Origin of the sequence: Microbacterium sp. (assembly GCF_044508325.1) — a bacterium.
Classification (GTDB): domain Bacteria; phylum Actinomycetota; class Actinomycetes; order Actinomycetales; family Microbacteriaceae; genus Microbacterium.
This window is the reverse complement of sequence record NZ_JBIQHX010000029.1, coordinates 1-15,137: the sequence shown is the minus strand read 5'-3', so window position 1 is coordinate 15,137 and position 15,137 is coordinate 1. Positions and strand designations below refer to the sequence as shown.

Genomic DNA, 15,137 nt, shown 5'->3' with positions numbered 1-15,137 from the left:
ATGCGGGTTCTCCTCAAGCTCGAGATCGACTGCGACGCGGATGCCGCGTGGCGCGCACTGCACTCGCCGCGCGCCGTCGCCGAGCTGTACGGCCCGCTCATCGACCTCGAGCCGCTCGAGCCCGGCGGACTCCCGACAAGCTGGCCGGGGGCGCGTCCCGAGGGGGTCGGCGTGCAGCTGCTGCTCGGCGGCATCCTGCCCCTGGGTCGTCAGCTCATCCAGCCGGGCGACGTGACCCTCACCAACCCCCGCGACGGCGCGCCGGTGCGCACGCTGCGGGACACCGGCATCCCGCTGTCCGGACCGCTCGCGGGGCTGGATGTCTGGGACCACCAGATCGCCGTCTCCCCCGCGCCCCGCGACCCGGCACGCACGCTGTGGCGCGACCGCCTGGTGATCGGCGGCGCCGTCGCGCCCCTGGTGTGGCCGGTGCTGTGGTCGATCTGGCAGTGGCGGGCCGCGCGCATCCGCGCGCTCGCGCCGGGCTGGGCCCACGACCCGCCGGCGGCAGAGCCCGCAGCAGGCGTCAGTGCCGCGGCACCACCGTCAGCACCCTCGCCGTGAAGTCGAGGAACTCCTGCATGAAGGTGCGCAGGAACTCCCTCGTCGACTCCACGGTCACCGCGCCGTCGTCGCCGACCAGCCCCTCGGTGAAGTGGATGTAGGCCTCCGGCGAGGTCATCTGCCGCACGTCGAGGAAGGCGAGGGTGGCGCGCAGGCTCTGCTGACCCACGGCCGTGCCGATCTGTCCGGCGGAGGCGCCGATCATCGCCGTGGGCTTGTTCGCCCACACGTTCTGGCCCCACGGGCGGCTCCCCCAGTCGATGGCGTTCTTGAGCGCGCCGGGGATCGACCGGTTGTACTCCGGTGTCACGAACAGCACGGCATCCATCGCCTCGACGGCCGCCTTGAAGTCGCGGGCGACCTGCGGGTAGTCCGCATCGAAATCCCGGTTGTACAGCGGCAGGTCGCCGTACGAGATCTCCTCCAGCTGCATCTCGGCCGGCGCGAGCGCGACGAGCGCCTCGGCCAGCCGGCGGTTGATCGAATCGCGGGACAGACTGCCGACGATGTATCCGATCCGATACGGCGGCTCGTGTTCGATGATGTCGATCTGCATGGCTCCTCCGATCGTGCGTGTGCCCGAGCTTGCGCCCCGGCCGCCGAGGGCGCCATCCCATTGACAAGGGGCACCTCTCGGCGGCAGGGGCACGCCCGGTCAGGGGTGCGCGAGGGCGGCGACCGGGCTCACGCGGGTGGCCAGCCGCGTCGGCGCCACCGCCGCCACGAGGGTGAGCACGGCGGTGGCCGCGACGATGGCGAGGACCGGCCACAGCGGGACCGCCGGCGCCACGAATGTCGCCACGGCAGGGGCGTCCGGCCGCACCGGCACCGTGCCCAGCAGCGACTGCGCACCGGCCCACCCGTAGACCACCCCGAGGACGAGTCCGGTCGCCACGGCTGCGACGGTGATGTGCGCCGACTCCAGCAGCACCATCGCGCGCACCTGCGGGCTCGACAGGCCGAGCGCCCGCAGCAGCCCGAGCTCGCGGGTGCGCTGCACGACCCCGATCGTGAGCAGGTTCACGAGCCCCACCGCGGCGATGACGGCCGACACCGCGACGATGCCCATCATGATCCCGGCGAACGTGTCGATGAGGGCCGCCATCTCGGGCGGCATGTCGCCGCCCGACGCCGCGTTGAGCACCGACTTCGCCGACTCCAGAGCGACCGCGAACATCGTCACCAGAGTCACCCCCATCACGACCCCGATCGCCATGCGGCTGGAGCGCTCGGGGTGGCGCAGCGCGTTCTCCGCCGCCAGGCGGGCGGTCGCCGACCCCCCGAACGCCCGGCCCACCAGCCGCAGGATCGGCGGCATCACGAGGGTCGCGCCGAGGGCGAGACCCGTGAACGACAGGATGCCGCCGCCGAAGGCCACGACGACGCCCAGCGAGGTCACCAGCCCGAGCATGATGCCCGCGGCCAGCAGCGCGCCCCCCGCCACGAACAGCGCGATCGCGGTGACGTTGCGGCCGGTGCGACGCACGTGCTCCTCGTGTCCGCGTTCGACGGAGCCCCCCAGCGCCTCGAGCGGGGTGACCGTGAGCACCCGTCGCGAGCCCGCCCAGGCCGCGGCCCACGTGGTCAGCGCCACGGTCACGGCGGGGATGAGCAGCACCGCCTGCACCACGGCGTACTCGACGCCCTGCGTGCCCAGCACGCGCTCGGCGACGATCACCCCGACCGCCGACAGCGCGGTCCCGGCCACCAGCCCGAGGAGGGCGCCGATGACCCCGACGACCAGACCCTGCCGCGCGACCTCGGCGCGCTGCGCGCGCGCCGACGCGCCGATGAGGCGCATCAGGGCGATGCGCCGGGTGCGGCCGGCGACGATGGTCGAGAACGTGTTGGCGGTCACGATCGCCGCGACGTAGACGGCGACGCCCACGAGCAGCACGGTGAGGATGCCGAGCACCATCGCGAGCGTTCCGCTGCCGCCGATGTACGGGTCGGCGCGCAGCACCGCGGCGATGTAGCCGGTCGCCGACAGCAGCACGACGCCGAACGCGCTGGACAGGGCGGCGACCAGGATGCTGGCGCCCATGCCGCGCTCGCGCAGCCAGGAGCGGCTCGGGGCGCTCATGCCCGCACCCCGTCGGCCGTGGGGAGGACTTCTGCCGAGGTGAGGGGCGATTCGCCCGATCCCGTCCTCGCCTCGGCAGAGCTTCTCGCTCCGCGCGCGGGCAGCGCTTCCGGCTCCGCGACGCGCTCCGCGGCGAGCATGAAGGCGCTGATCTCCTCGGCGGATCGGCGCGGCTTGTCGGCGACGAGTCGCCCGTCGCCCAGGAACAGCACGCGATCGGCGTGCGACGCGGCGATCGGGTCGTGCGTGACCATCGCGATGGACTGACCGTGCTCGCGGCTGGCCGTCTGCAGCAGGGCGAGCACCTCGCGTCCGCTGCGGGAGTCGAGGTTGCCGGTCGGCTCGTCGGCGAACACGAGGTCGGGGCCGGTGGCGAGGGCGCGGGCGATGGCGACCCGCTGCTGCTGGCCGCCGCTGAGCTCGTGCGGCCGGTGCCGCAGTCGCGGACCGAGACCGAGCGACTCGATCAGCCCGTCGATGCGGGCGCGCTCCAGCGCGCTGGGCCTGCGCCCGTCGAGGTCGAACGGCAGCAGGATGTTCGCCTGTGCGTCGAGGGTCGGCACGAGGTTGAACGCCTGGAAGACGAAGCCCACGCGGCGGCGGCGCAGGATCGTCAGGTCGAGGTCGCCGAGCCCGGTGATCTCCGTGTCGCCGATCCAGGCCCGTCCGCTCGACGCGGAGTCAAGCCCGGCCATGACGTGCATGAGGGTCGACTTCCCCGAGCCCGAGGGGCCCATGATGGCGGTGAACTCGCCGCGGCGGATGCCGACGGTGAGGTCGTCGAGGGCGTGCACCGCGCCCTCGCCGCTGCCGTAGGTCTTGGTCACGTTCTGCACCCGGGCGGCGAGCCCGAGGTCTGTGGAGGTGATCTGCATGACATCGACGCTAGGAACCGGGATGCCGCTGCCGCGTCGTCCTGGCGAGGCATCCGTCTCCCTCTCGAGGATGATCCTGGTCTCACCCCCGCCCTCCCGCAGGCACGTGCGGCTTGATAGCCTGCGGTCATGGCTACGGATCGCGCGGCGGCTGGCATCACCGCCGGCCAGGCGATGACCGCACCGGTCGTCACCGTAGGCCCGGGCGCCACGGTGGCCCAGATCGCCGAGACGATCACCTCCGCGCGCATCAGCGCGGTTCCGGTGGTCGACGACGCGGGCACCGTGCTGGGTCTGGTCAGCGAGCTCGACCTGCTCACCCGCACCGGCCGCACCGCGCGGGACGTCATGACCACCGAGGTCATCAGTGTCACCAGCGACACCGACATCGAGCAGGTGCGGCGGATCCTCGTGGGTTCGCAGATCCGCCGGGTTCCGGTGCTGTCGGCGGGCCGGCTGGTCGGGATCCTGAGCCGGCGCGACCTGGTCGGGCGCATGATGGAGTGGGCGTGCGGGGTCTGCGGCGAGACGGTGCGCGGTCCGCATCCGCCGCTGGTCTGCCCCAAGTGCGGGGGAGGCGAGGACCGGTTCGCGCTGCAGGAGCAGCCGCCCGGCCCCTGAGGTCCACGCGGCCACAAGCCGCGCATCGGGTGAGAGGGATGCACTATGGCGGGAAGAACGCAGGGCGCGCAGGCCGGCAAGCCTGCACCGGCTGAGAAGCCCGCGCCGGCCAAGAAGGGGCGGGCGCGGACTCCGGCCCAGCCGGATGCCCAGACCCGCATCGACTACTTCCGCGAGATGTCGCTGATCCGCGAGTTCGAGCTGCGCGCGGGCGAGATGTACACGCGTGCCAAGATCGGCGGGTACTGCCATCTCAACCTCGGCGAGGAGCCGACGGTCGTGGGCCTCATGGCCGCGCTGCGCGAGACCGACTACCTGTTCACCAACTACCGCGACCACGGCTACGCCCTCTCGCGCGACATGGGGACCGGTCGCGTGATGGCCGAGCTCTTCGGCCGCGAGGACGGCGTCGCGAAGGGCCTGGGCGGCTCGATGCACATGTTCGACGCCGACAAGCGCATGCTCGGCGGCTACGGCATCGTCGGCGGGCAGATCCCGGTGGCCACCGGCGCCGCCCTCGCGCTGACCTACCGCGGCGAGCCGGGGCCGGACGCCGAGGCCGTGATGTGCCAGATGGGTGACGGCACGACGAACATCGGCGCCTTCCACGAGGCGCTGAACCTGGCGGCCATCTGGAAGCTGCCGATCGTCTACGTGATCGTCAACAACGGCGTGGGCATGGCCACGACGGTCGAGCACGCGTCGGGTGAGCCGGACCTGTACAAGCGCGGCTGCTCGTACCGCATCCCCGGGCGGCGCATCGACGGCGAAGACCCCGAGGTCGTGCGCCTCGCGGCGGTGGAGATGCTCACCGCAGCGCGCGAGAAGCGGCAGCCGGGGATCCTCGAGGTGGTCTCGTATCGGCTGCGGGGCCACTCCGTCGTCGACCCGGCCCGCTACCGCAGCAAGGAGGAGACGGACGAGCTGAAGAAGCACGATCCGCTGCCCGCCTACCGTGCGCAGCTGATCGCGGACGGCGTGCTCGACCAGGAGCAGGCCGACCGGATCCAGGCCGACGTCGTCGCCGAGGTCGCCGAGGCCATCGCGTTCGCCGATGCGAGCCCGGAACCGGGCCCCGAGAAGCTGTTCGACTACACCTACGCCACCGACGTCCCCAACGCGTCCCGGCTCATGCCCGGCGACCCGGTGCTGCCGCCCGGCTGGGACACCGCGCAGCCCGCGCCGGCAGGACAGGGGGCGTGACGGCGATGACCGAGACGAGCGACATCACCTACCGCCAGGCCCTGCACGACGCCCTGCGCGCCGAGATGACACGGGACGACAGCGTCATCCTGCTCGGCGAGGAGATCGGGCTGTTCGAGGGCTCGTACAAGATCACCGCGGGGCTGCTGAACGAGTTCGGGCCCGAGCGCGTGCGCGACACCCCGATCTCGGAGGAGGGCTTCGTCGGGGCGGCGATCGGCGCCGCGATGCTCGGGATGCGTCCGGTCGTCGAGATCATGACGATCAACTTCTCCCTCATCGCCATGGACCAGATCGTCAACCACGCGGCCAAGATCTACGGCATGTTCGGCGGCCAGACCGCGGTGCCGATGGTGATCCGCACCCCCGGCGGAGGCGGTCAGCAGCTGGCGGCGACCCACTCGCAGAACCTCGAGGTGTGGTACGCGCACGTCCCGGGCCTGAAGGTGCTGGCGCCGTCGACGCCGGCCGACGCGAAGGCGATGCTGACCGCGGCCATCCGCGACGACGACCCGGTGCTGCTGCTGGAGAACCTCTCGCTGTACAACACCAAGGGGCCGGTCCCCGCCGGCGAGCAGGTGGCCGAGTTCGGTCGCGCCAAGGTCACCGTGCCGGGCACCGACGTCACGGTCGTCGGGTACTCCCGCTCGGCGGTGATCGCCGCCGACGTCGCCCGGCGCATGGCCGGGCAGGGCGTGTCGATCGAGGTCGTCGACCTGTGCAGCCTGCGGCCGCTCGACCGCGAGACCGTCTGCCGGTCGGCGATGAAGACCGGCCGGGCCGTCGTGCTCGAGGATGACTGGCTCACCTACGGGGTCGGCGCCGAGATCGCCGCGACCATCCAGGAGGGCGCGTTCGACTACCTCGATGCGCCGGTGCGGCGGGTGGCGGCCGCCGAGATCCCCCTCCCGTACGCGAAGTCGCTGGAGCGGATCGCGCTGCCCGACGCCGACGCGCTGATCCGGGTGATCGAGGAACAGCTGGATGCGACGCGGTTCACGCGCAAGGAGGGCACGCGATGACTGAGGTGTTCATGCCGCGGCTGTCGGACACGATGACCGAGGGCGCGATCTCGCAGTGGCTGAAGGCCGAGGGCGACACGATCGAGCGCGGCGACGTGCTCGCGGAGATCGAGACCGACAAGGCCGTGATGGACCTCGAGGCGTATGAGGCGGGCGTGCTCGAGAAGATCCTGGTCCAGCCCGGCGAGAACGTCGCCATCGGCGCCCCGATCGCGGTGATCGGCGACGGCTCGGGAACCTCAGACGTCTCGGATGCCGAGGCCCCCTCGGTGGAGCCTGCCCCCGCCGAGCAGGACGCGCCGCCGAGCGAACCCGCCGACGACCGAGACGAGGCACCCGCCGAGCCCGAGACGGAGCCCGCCGCCGAGACCGAACCGGCCGAGCCCGAGCCCGGACCGGTCGCGGAGCAGGCGCCGTCCGACGGACGCATCAAGGCCACTCCCCTGGTCCGCTCGCTGGCGCGCAGCCACGACATCGACCTGGCGACCGTCCGGGGCACCGGCCCGGGCGGGCGGATCATCCGCGCCGACATCGAGGCGCTGCTGGGCGGCGGAAAGCCCGCGGAGCCCGAGCCCGCGGCATCCGCCGCCCCGACGGCGCCGGAACCGCAGCCCGCTGCCGCCGCCGCGCCGACCGGCGGCGCACCGGTCGCCACCGCCCAGGACGACGACGAGCAGGTGCCGCTGTCGCAGATCCGCAAGGTGACGGCGCGCCGGCTCACCGAGGCGGCCCTGGTGCCCGTGTTCCAGCTCACGACAGTGCTCGACGCCTCGCGGCTGAACGAGCTGCGCGGCGAGATCAACAGCCGCCTCGCCGAGCAGGGGATCAAGGTGAGCGTCACCGACCTCATCGTCCGGGCGGTGGCGGTCGCGCTGCGCGCCCACCCCGAGGTCAACGCGTCGTTCGGCGGCGACGCCATCCTGCGGCATGCGCACGTGAACGTCGGGGTGGCCGTGGCGCTCGAGGACGGTCTCGTCGTCCCGGTCGTCAAAGACGCCGACCGCAAGTCGGTGACCGCGATCGGCGCCGAGATCAAGGATCTCGCCGCGCGCGCCCGCGCCGGCCGGCTCAAGCTCGACGAGATGACCGGGGGCACCTTCTCGGTCTCGAACCTCGGCATGTACGGGATCGACGCGTTCACCGCCGTGCTCAACCCGCCCGAGGCGGCGATCCTCGCCGTAGGGTCGACGGTCGACGAGGCGGTCGTCGTGGACGGCGAGGTGCAGGTGCGCCCGCGCACCCGGCTCACCCTCACGGTCGACCACCGGGTGCTCGACGGCGCGGGCGCGGCGGCCTTCCTGCGCGAGCTCACCGATCTGCTGGCGGAGCCGCTGCGGATCCTGGTCTGAGACGGGCTGGTCGAGGGCTGATCAGACCAGCCCGTGGTCGAAGGCGAACACCACCAGCTGCACCCGGTCGCGCAGATCGAGCTTGGTGAGGATGCGGCTGATGTGCGTCTTCACTGTGGCTTCGCTGAGGTACTCGCGCGCCGCGATCTCGGCGTTGGACAGACCGCGGGCGGCGAGCGCGAAGATCTCGCGCTCGCGCTCGGTCAGCGTGTCGAACTGCGCGGGGACGGCCGCCGGCGCGGGGAAGGCGCCGAACAGCTCGCGCGTGGCCGATGCCGCGATCACGGCGGACCCGGAATGCACGGTGCGGATCGCGGCCAGCAGGAACTCGGGGTCGGCGTCCTTGAGCAGGAACCCGCTCGCGCCCTGACGGATGGCGCGCGCGGCAGCCTCGTCGAGGTCGAAGGTGGTGAGCATCACGATGCGCGGCGGTGCGTCGTCGGCCAGCAGCTCGGCGGTCGCGGCCAGGCCGTCCAGCACCGGCATCCGGATGTCCATCAGCACCACGTCGGGGCGGGTCTCGCGCACCACCGCGATGCCCTCCCGGCCGTCCGCGGCCTCGCCCACGACCTCCAGGTCCGGCTGCGAGTCCACGAGCATGCGGATGCCGGCGCGGAACAGCGCCTGGTCGTCGACGAGCACCACCCGGATCACAGCGGGTCCTCGTCCCGCTCGTCCCCACTCGTCGCGGGCAGCATCCGGGACTCGGCCTGCACCAGCGGCAGCGTGGCGCGCACCGCGAAGCATCCGTCTTCGGCATCCGCCTCCAGCCGGCCGCCCGCCAGCTGCGCCCGCTCGCGCATGCCGATCACGCCGTGTCCCGCCCCCGTCGCGGTCGCGCCGGCGGGCACGCGGTTGCGCACCTCGAGCCGGACCTCGTCGGCCAGCCAGGCCAGCCGCACCGAGACGCCACCGCCGTCGCCGTGCCGCAGCGCATTCGTCAAAGCCTCCTGCAGGATCCGGTACACCGCCAGTTGCAGCGCGCCCGGCGGGTCGGACGACGGACTCGGGTCGACGTCGACGCTCAGCTCGACCCCGGCCGCGCGCACCCGCGCGTACAGGCCCTCCAGATCGGCGAGCGTCGGCTGCGGGCCGTCGCCCTGGCTGTGCCGGAGCTGCGTCAGCAGCAGGCGCACGTCGGCCAGCGCGGTGCGGGCGGTGGACGAGATCGTCTGCAGCGCGTCCCCAGCGGGGGAGGGGTCGGATGCCGCCGCGTACCGCGCGCCGTCGGCCTGGGCGATCACGACCGCCAGCGAGTGGGCCACGATGTCGTGCATGTCGCGGGCGATGCGGACGCGCTCCTGCTCGGCGGCCGCCTCGGCCTCCGCGCGCTGCTGGGCCGCGCGGTTCGCGCGGGCGCGCAGGGCCATGCGGGCGAGTGCGCCGGCCGTCCACGCGAGCAGCAGCGCGAAGGCCGCGGCGATGTACAGCAGCACGCCCGTGCCGAGCAGGTCGTTCAGGATCGACGAGAGCGATCCGCCCTGGCTCAGCAGGGGCACCACGACGAGGTAGGCGGTGATGAAGCCCGCACCGACGAACGACGACGCCAGGCCGCTCCACATGGTCGCCGCGGATCCGTACGCCGCCGTGACATAGAGCACTCCGAACACGGCGACGTCGACCGGCATCGGCGGCAGCCCCAGCGCCATCTGCAGCAGAGCTCCGGCCCAGGCCACCGCGAGGGCGAGCGCCGGGCTCAGCCGGCGGATCGCGAGGGCGCCGCACAGCACGATCCCGACGGGCAGCCCGAGCAGCCCGCTCCCGTCGGCACCGGTCCTGAGGAACGATGCCGGCGACAGCGTCGACGACAGCGTGACGGCGAACAGGATCGCGGCCACGCAGACGTCGACGATGAGCTGATACGGCTTGAGGGGGCGCAGCACGCTACGACGCTACGCGACGCGACGCACCCGCGGCATCCGCCTCGGGATGTATCGCCGCCGCCTCACGTCCGTCGTTCCGACGCCGGCGGCGAGGCCGGAAACGGTCACCCCTTTACGGATTCGCGCCGGTCTGGGACTGTGGGGTCACCGCATTCAGCAAGAGTCGACGGAGGACGCAGTGACCACGGTGAGAGCCGCCATCAGCCAGACCACCTGGACGGGCGACAAGGAGTCGATGCTCGACAAGCACGAGCAGTTCGCCCGGGACGCCGCCGCGCAGGGCGCGCAGGTGATGAGCTTCCAGGAGCTGTTCTACGGGCCGTACTTCGGGATCACGCAGGATCAGAAGTACTACCGGTTCGCCGAACCCGCCGACGGGCCCATCGTGCAGCGCTTCGCCGCGCTCGCGAAGGAGCTGGGGATGGTGCTGGTGCTGCCGATCTACGAGGAGGCGCAGACCGGCGTGTACTACAACACGTCGGTGCTCGTCGACGCCGACGGCACGGTCCTGGGCATCTACCGCAAGAACCACCTGCCGCACCTCGACCGGTTCTGGGAGAAGTTCTACTTCCGTCCCGGCAACCTCGGCTATCCGGTCTGGGACACGGCGGTCGGCAAGGTCGGCATGTACATCTGCTACGACCGCCACTTCCCGGAGGGCTGGCGCGAGCTGGGTCTGAACGGCGCGCACATGGTGTTCAACCCGAACGCCACCAAGCCCGGGCTGAGCAACCGGCTGTGGGAGATCGAGGGTCCCGCCGCCGCCGTGGCCAACGGCTACTTCGTGCTCCAGCCCAATCGCGTGGGACTGGAGGACAACGAGTACGGCGACCTCGCGGTGCCCTTCTACGGCACGAGCCAGGTGATCGATCCGCGCGGCAACTTCGTGGGCGAGCGCGGATCCGGCGAGCACGAGGAGGTGCTCGTGCGCGACCTCGACATGGACATGGTCCAGCAGATGCGCGACGACTGGCAGTTCTACCGCGACCGCCGCCCGGACACGTACGGCGACATCGTCGCCCCCTGACCGGTCGCACCCGAGGAGAAGCTGATGACCACCACCCTGATCACCGGCGGCACCGTCGTCTCGGCGACCGGCCGCGGCGAAGCCGACGTGCTCATCGACGGCGAGACCATCGCGGCCGTGCTCGCGCCGGGCTCGCAGCTGCTGGGCACAGACCTGAGGGCATCCGTCGACACCGTCGTCGACGCCACCGGCAAGTACGTCATCCCCGGCGGCATCGACGCGCACACCCACATGGAGCTGCCCTTCGGCGGCACCAACGCCTCGGACACGTTCGAGACCGGCACGCGTGCGGCGGCATGGGGCGGCACCACGTCGATCATCGACTTCGCCGTGCAGCGCTACGGCGAGCGGGTCCAGGACGGCCTCGCGGCGTGGCACGAGAAGGCCGCCGGCAACTGCGCCATCGACTACGGCTTCCACCAGATCATCGGTGGAGTCGACGACGACTCGCTCGCCGCCATGCGCGGGCTCATCGACGAGGGGGTCACGAGCTTCAAGCTGTTCATGGCCTATCCCGGCGTCTTCTACTCCGACGACGCGCAGGTGCTCCGGGCGATGCAGGTCTCCCACGAGACCGGGCTGCTCACGATGATGCACGCCGAGAACGGTCCGGCGATCGACGTGCTCGCGGCGCAGCTGGCCGAGGCCGGCAAGAAGGCTCCGTACTACCACGGCATCGCCCGCGCCTGGCAGATGGAGGAGGAGGCGACGCACCGCGCGATCATGCTCGCGAACCTCACCGGAGCGCCGCTGTACGTCGTGCACGTCAGCGCCAAGCAGGCGGTGGAGCAGCTCGCCTGGGCGCGCGACAGAGGCTGGAACGTGTTCGGCGAGACGTGCCCGCAGTACCTGTACCTGTCGCTCGAGGAGCAGCTGGGCGCGTTCAGCGAGGAGTGGGGTGCGTTCGAAGGCGCCAAATGGGTGTGCTCCACCCCGTTGCGCGCCCGTGCCGAGGGCCACCAGGACAGCATGTGGCAGGCGCTGCGCACCAACGATCTGCAGATGGTGTCCACCGATCACTGCCCGTTCTGCATGAAGGACCAGAAGGAGCTGGGCCTCGACGACTTCCGCGCGATCCCGAACGGCATCGGCTCCGTCGAGCACCGGATGGACCTGCTCTACCAGGGGGTCGTGACCGGCCGGCTGTCGCTGGAGCGCTGGGTGGAGCTGACGAGCACGACCCCGGCGCGGATGTTCGGACTGTACGGCCGCAAGGGCGTGATCCAGCCCGGCGCCGACGGCGACATCGTCGTCTACGACCCGAACGGGCACACCTCGATCGGGTACGGCAAGACCCATCACATGAACATGGACCACTCCGCGTGGGAGGGCTTCGAGGTCGACGGCCATGTCGACACGGTGCTCTCGCGCGGGAAGGTCATCGTCGACGACGGCCGGTACCTCGGCGCCAAGGGCGACGGGCAGTACCTCAGGCGCGGCCTGAGCCAGTACCTGGTCTGAACGGGGAGGAGAGCACATGGACTTCGGCGTCGTCCTGCAGACGAACCCGCCCGCGGCGCGCACGGTGCAGCTGGCCCAGCTGGCGGAGGCGCACGGGTTCAGCCACGTGTGGACCTTCGACTCGCACCTGCTGTGGCAGGAGCCGTACGTCATCCACTCCGCGATCCTCGCGGCGACCCACCGGGTGATGGTCGGGCCCTTCGTCACGAACCCGGCCACCCGGGACTGGACGGTCACGGCATCCGTGTTCGCCACGCTCAACGAGATGTACGGCAACCGCACCATCTGCGGAATCGGGCGCGGCGACTCGGCGGTGCGGGTCACCGGCGGAAAGCCCACGACGCTGCGCGAGCTGCGCGAGTCGATCCACGTCATCCGAGAGCTGGCGAACTCCCGGGCGGTCGAGTACAACGGCGCGACGCTGCGGTTCCCGTGGAGCCACGGCTCGGCGCTGGATGTCTGGGTTGCCGCGTACGGTCCGCTCGCGCTCAAGCTCGCCGGCGAGGTCGGCGACGGGTTCATCCTGCAGCTGGCGGACGTGGACATCGCGGCGTGGATGATCAGGACCGTGAAGGATGCCGCGGCAGACGCCGGCCGCGACCCCGACGCCCTCGACTTCTGCGTGGCGGCCCCCATGTACATCGGCGACGACTGGCAGCACATGCGCGAGCAGTGCCGCTGGTTCGGCGGCATGGTCGGAAACCACGTCGCCGACATCGTCGCGAAGTACGGTCACCATGCGGCGACGCAGGGCGATGCCGGGGTGGTGCCGGAGGCGCTCACCGCGTACATCGAGGGCCGCACCGGGTACGACTACAACACGCATGGCAGGGCCGAGAACGACCATGTCGACTTCGTCCCCGACGAGATCGTCGACCGGTTCTGCATCCTCGGATCGGCGCAGGAGCACATCGAGAAGCTGAAGCGGCTGAAGGACCTCGGCGTGACCCAGTTCGCGGGCTACCTGCAGCACGACTCCAAGGAGGAGACCCTGCGGGTCTACGGCGAGACGGTCATCCCTGCGCTGCAGGCGCACCTCGTCGCCCGCTCCTGAGAGTGTGACGAGCACCCGGCTCAGGCCGGGAGCACCGGACGATTCTCGAAGAAGGTCTGCAGCACGACGGTCGTGCGCGTGTTCACCGACGCCGCGGAGCGGATGTCGCGGATCAGCGCCTCCAGCGCGCGCGGGCTCTCGACGCGCACGAACAGCATGTAGCTCGCCTCCCCCGCGATCGAGTGGCACGCCTCGATCGCGGTGAGGTGCTCGAGCCGCTCGGGCGCGTCGTCGGGCTGCGCCGGGTCGAGCGGCGTGATCTCGATGAACGCCGACAACGGCGTGCCGACCGCCTCGGGGTCCAGCAGCGCCCGGTAGCCGGCGATGACGCCGCTGCTCTCGAGCCGGCGCAGCCGCGCCTGCACCGCGGAGACCGACAGGCCCACCGCCCGGGAGATGTCGGCGAGGGTGGCTCGCGCGTCGCGCGAGACGGCCCGCACGATGGCCAGATCGACAGGATCGTCCATAGGTGGAAGAATATCGGCAGTGGGTGTCCGCCGCCGGAACTTTTCCGGCACGGCAGGGTTTTCGACGATCGGAGGTTCTCATGAGCACGACGCACGCCGCGACGACGGCGATCATCGGCGAACCGGAGGCCCTCGACGACATCCGCGCCCTGGCCGCCGACGTCGAGCGCTCGCCCGCCTGGCTGCGCCTGAAGGACGCGGCCACCGCGCTGCAGGGCCTGCAGGTGCAGGACGGATCGGTGCCGGCGACATCGGAGAGCGGGGAGGACGCGCACGCCGAGGCTCGGGAGCTCGTCGCGACGATCGTCGAGTCGATCCGCGAGCTCGCGCCACGGTTCCCGCATGACGCCGAGTACCTCGCGGCATCCGCCCACGACTTCGAGCGCTGGGCCGACGGCGGCTTCGGCGTGCCCGATTTCCTGGAGTCGCTCATGGCGTTCCAGCCGCAGCTGCAGCGCGTCGACGGCATCCGCCACCTCGTCGTGTTCCCCATGTACACGCAGAACGGGTCGAGCGACCGGCACGTCGAGGCGCTGATCGTCGAGGTCATCTGGCCGCAGTTCATCGCCGAGCTCGAGGCCGGCGACTACGGCAACAAGCTGTTCGTGAGCCTGCGCTTCGTCGACTTCACGCCCGGCTACGACACCAACAGCGCGGTGCTGTTCCCGGAGACGGTCGCGATGCGTGAGATCCCGACCTTCACCTGGGGCGCGATCTTCCAGGACCGCGAGGCTGCCCGTTACCGTCGCGTGGTGCGCGCGGCATCCGAGATCACCAAGCTCGACCTGCCCGCCGACGCCGCCCGCATGCTCGACGACCAGCAGCTCACCGAGAAGACGTTCGTGATGTGGGACATCATCCACGACCGCACGCACATGCGCGGCGACCTGCCGTTCGACCCGTTCATGATCAAGCAGCGGATGCCCTACTTCCTGTACTCGCTCGAGGAGCTGCGCTGCGACCTCACCGCGTTCCGAGAGTGCGTGGCCATCCAGAAGCGGCTGTCGCAGCGCGACGACCTGTCGCCCACCGAGACCGAGATGCTCGAGCACGCCGCGCTCGTGCAATACGCGGTGATCTTCGACCGCATCTTCCGGTTCGCGATCACCGGCTCGCGCGTGCGCAACTACGACGGCCTCGGCGGGCAGCTGCTGTTCGCCTGGCTGCATCAGCGCGGCGTGCTGCACTGGACCGACACCGCCCTCGCCTTCGACTGGGACGAGGTGCCGGCCGCGGTCGTCGCCCTGGGCGAGGCGATCGACGAGCTGTACTGGCGCTCGATCGACCGCCCGAAGACGGCGCACTGGCTCGCCGCGTACGACCTCGTGCGCTCGGTGCTGTCGCCGAACCCCGCCTCCCGGTGGGCACGCGGTCTGCCCGACGAGGTGCTCGCCGGACCCCCGCGCGGGTACACGGACGCCGTGCTGGACGACGAGTTCCCGCTGTCGATGTTCTACGAGGCGCTGGAGAAGAAGATGCGCGACGTGATCGCCTCGACGTCGGGGATCACCGGCCGCGACGCGTGATC

At 71.4% G+C, this 15,137-nt stretch carries 15 protein-coding genes; 9 read left to right on the top strand and 6 right to left on the bottom strand.

Annotated features, from left to right (window positions below; translation table 11 throughout):
- On the top strand, nucleotides 1-564 hold the full coding sequence (locus ACIWQI_RS15070; protein ID WP_396658646.1) for a hypothetical protein: 564 nt from the start codon (nucleotides 1-3) through the stop codon (nucleotides 562-564).
- Here the strand turns inward: ACIWQI_RS15070 and ACIWQI_RS15065 are convergent.
- The 3 genes from ACIWQI_RS15065 to ACIWQI_RS15055 form a co-directional block, all read right to left on the bottom strand.
- Complete coding sequence (locus tag ACIWQI_RS15065) at nucleotides 527-1,120, bottom strand: NADPH-dependent FMN reductase (protein WP_396658644.1); 594 nt, start codon at nucleotides 1,118-1,120, stop codon at nucleotides 527-529. The genes ACIWQI_RS15070 and ACIWQI_RS15065 overlap by 38 nt on opposite strands.
- A gap of 99 nt (nucleotides 1,121-1,219) precedes the next feature.
- Nucleotides 1,220-2,647: an FtsX-like permease family protein gene (locus ACIWQI_RS15060; protein ID WP_396658642.1), complete on the bottom strand. Its 1,428-nt coding sequence runs from the start codon at nucleotides 2,645-2,647 to the stop codon at nucleotides 1,220-1,222.
- Nucleotides 2,644-3,522 carry an ABC transporter ATP-binding protein gene (locus ACIWQI_RS15055; protein WP_396658641.1) on the bottom strand — a complete coding sequence of 293 codons (879 nt, stop codon included), beginning with the start codon at nucleotides 3,520-3,522 and terminating at the stop codon, nucleotides 2,644-2,646. The genes ACIWQI_RS15060 and ACIWQI_RS15055 overlap by 4 nt, the downstream gene beginning before the upstream one ends.
- A gap of 129 nt (nucleotides 3,523-3,651) precedes the next feature.
- On the opposite strand from ACIWQI_RS15055, the gene ACIWQI_RS15050 reads away from it, so the two are divergent.
- The 4 genes from ACIWQI_RS15050 to ACIWQI_RS15035 are packed head-to-tail and all read left to right on the top strand — an operon-like array spanning nucleotide 3,652 to nucleotide 7,717.
- Nucleotides 3,652-4,143, top strand: a complete 492-nt coding sequence (locus ACIWQI_RS15050) for a CBS domain-containing protein (protein ID WP_396658639.1) — start codon at nucleotides 3,652-3,654, stop codon at nucleotides 4,141-4,143.
- A 45-nt stretch (nucleotides 4,144-4,188) separates the two neighbouring features.
- The gene (gene pdhA / locus ACIWQI_RS15045) at nucleotides 4,189-5,346 is read left to right on the top strand and encodes a pyruvate dehydrogenase (acetyl-transferring) E1 component subunit alpha (protein ID WP_396658637.1); all 1,158 of its coding nucleotides are present in this window, start codon (nucleotides 4,189-4,191) and stop codon (nucleotides 5,344-5,346) included.
- 5 nt (nucleotides 5,347-5,351) lie between these two features.
- Complete coding sequence (locus ACIWQI_RS15040; RefSeq protein ID WP_396658636.1) at nucleotides 5,352-6,368, top strand: alpha-ketoacid dehydrogenase subunit beta; 1,017 nt, start codon at nucleotides 5,352-5,354, stop codon at nucleotides 6,366-6,368.
- The gene (locus ACIWQI_RS15035; protein ID WP_396658634.1) at nucleotides 6,365-7,717 is read left to right on the top strand and encodes a dihydrolipoamide acetyltransferase family protein; all 1,353 of its coding nucleotides are present in this window, start codon (nucleotides 6,365-6,367) and stop codon (nucleotides 7,715-7,717) included. Before ACIWQI_RS15040 ends, ACIWQI_RS15035 begins: the two co-directional genes overlap by 4 nt.
- Before the next feature lie 21 nt (nucleotides 7,718-7,738).
- Here the strand turns inward: ACIWQI_RS15035 and ACIWQI_RS15030 are convergent, their stop codons facing one another.
- Together ACIWQI_RS15030 and ACIWQI_RS15025 are read right to left on the bottom strand one after the other, a co-directional pair.
- Nucleotides 7,739-8,371, bottom strand: coding sequence for a response regulator (locus ACIWQI_RS15030; protein WP_396658632.1), 633 nt, complete (start codon nucleotides 8,369-8,371; stop codon nucleotides 7,739-7,741).
- Nucleotides 8,368-9,600 carry a sensor histidine kinase gene (locus ACIWQI_RS15025; protein WP_396658630.1) on the bottom strand — a complete coding sequence of 411 codons (1,233 nt, stop codon included), beginning with the start codon at nucleotides 9,598-9,600 and terminating at the stop codon, nucleotides 8,368-8,370. Before ACIWQI_RS15025 ends, ACIWQI_RS15030 begins: the two co-directional genes overlap by 4 nt.
- Nucleotides 9,601-9,778: 178 nt before the next feature.
- On the opposite strand from ACIWQI_RS15025, the gene ACIWQI_RS15020 reads away from it, so the two are divergent.
- The 3 genes from ACIWQI_RS15020 to ACIWQI_RS15010 are packed head-to-tail and all read left to right on the top strand — an operon-like array spanning nucleotide 9,779 to nucleotide 13,142.
- Nucleotides 9,779-10,627 carry a nitrilase-related carbon-nitrogen hydrolase gene (locus tag ACIWQI_RS15020; protein ID WP_396658628.1) on the top strand — a complete coding sequence of 283 codons (849 nt, stop codon included), beginning with the start codon at nucleotides 9,779-9,781 and terminating at the stop codon, nucleotides 10,625-10,627.
- Between the two features lie 24 nt (nucleotides 10,628-10,651).
- Nucleotides 10,652-12,088: a dihydropyrimidinase gene (hydA, locus tag ACIWQI_RS15015; RefSeq protein ID WP_396658627.1), complete on the top strand. Its 1,437-nt coding sequence runs from the start codon at nucleotides 10,652-10,654 to the stop codon at nucleotides 12,086-12,088.
- A 16-nt stretch (nucleotides 12,089-12,104) separates the two neighbouring features.
- Complete coding sequence (locus ACIWQI_RS15010) at nucleotides 12,105-13,142, top strand: TIGR03842 family LLM class F420-dependent oxidoreductase (RefSeq protein ID WP_396658625.1); 1,038 nt, start codon at nucleotides 12,105-12,107, stop codon at nucleotides 13,140-13,142.
- A gap of 20 nt (nucleotides 13,143-13,162) precedes the next feature.
- Here the strand turns inward: ACIWQI_RS15010 and ACIWQI_RS15005 are convergent, their stop codons facing one another.
- Nucleotides 13,163-13,609, bottom strand: a complete 447-nt coding sequence (locus ACIWQI_RS15005; protein ID WP_396658624.1) for an Lrp/AsnC family transcriptional regulator — start codon at nucleotides 13,607-13,609, stop codon at nucleotides 13,163-13,165.
- 80 nt (nucleotides 13,610-13,689) lie between these two features.
- Between ACIWQI_RS15005 and ACIWQI_RS15000 the strand changes: the two genes are divergently transcribed.
- Complete coding sequence (locus ACIWQI_RS15000; protein WP_396658622.1) at nucleotides 13,690-15,135, top strand: DUF6421 family protein; 1,446 nt, start codon at nucleotides 13,690-13,692, stop codon at nucleotides 15,133-15,135.
- Nucleotides 15,136-15,137 lie beyond the last annotated feature (2 nt).

Coding starts and splice junctions, on each gene's coding strand:
- ACIWQI_RS15060 (WP_396658642.1), bottom strand. CDS start 2,647: ATGAGCGCCCCGAGCCGCTCCTGGCTGCGCGAGCGCGGCATGGGCGCC.
- ACIWQI_RS15040 (WP_396658636.1), top strand. CDS start 5,352: ATGACCGAGACGAGCGACATCACCTACCGCCAGGCCCTGCACGACGCC.
- ACIWQI_RS15010 (WP_396658625.1), top strand. CDS start 12,105: ATGGACTTCGGCGTCGTCCTGCAGACGAACCCGCCCGCGGCGCGCACG.
- ACIWQI_RS15005 (WP_396658624.1), bottom strand. CDS start 13,609: ATGGACGATCCTGTCGATCTGGCCATCGTGCGGGCCGTCTCGCGCGAC.
- pdhA (WP_396658637.1), top strand. CDS start 4,189: ATGGCGGGAAGAACGCAGGGCGCGCAGGCCGGCAAGCCTGCACCGGCT.
- ACIWQI_RS15035 (WP_396658634.1), top strand. CDS start 6,365: ATGACTGAGGTGTTCATGCCGCGGCTGTCGGACACGATGACCGAGGGC.
- ACIWQI_RS15000 (WP_396658622.1), top strand. CDS start 13,690: ATGAGCACGACGCACGCCGCGACGACGGCGATCATCGGCGAACCGGAG.
- ACIWQI_RS15065 (WP_396658644.1), bottom strand. CDS start 1,120: ATGCAGATCGACATCATCGAACACGAGCCGCCGTATCGGATCGGATAC.
- ACIWQI_RS15055 (WP_396658641.1), bottom strand. CDS start 3,522: ATGCAGATCACCTCCACAGACCTCGGGCTCGCCGCCCGGGTGCAGAAC.
- hydA (WP_396658627.1), top strand. CDS start 10,652: ATGACCACCACCCTGATCACCGGCGGCACCGTCGTCTCGGCGACCGGC.
- ACIWQI_RS15070 (WP_396658646.1), top strand. CDS start 1: ATGCGGGTTCTCCTCAAGCTCGAGATCGACTGCGACGCGGATGCCGCG.
- ACIWQI_RS15050 (WP_396658639.1), top strand. CDS start 3,652: ATGGCTACGGATCGCGCGGCGGCTGGCATCACCGCCGGCCAGGCGATG.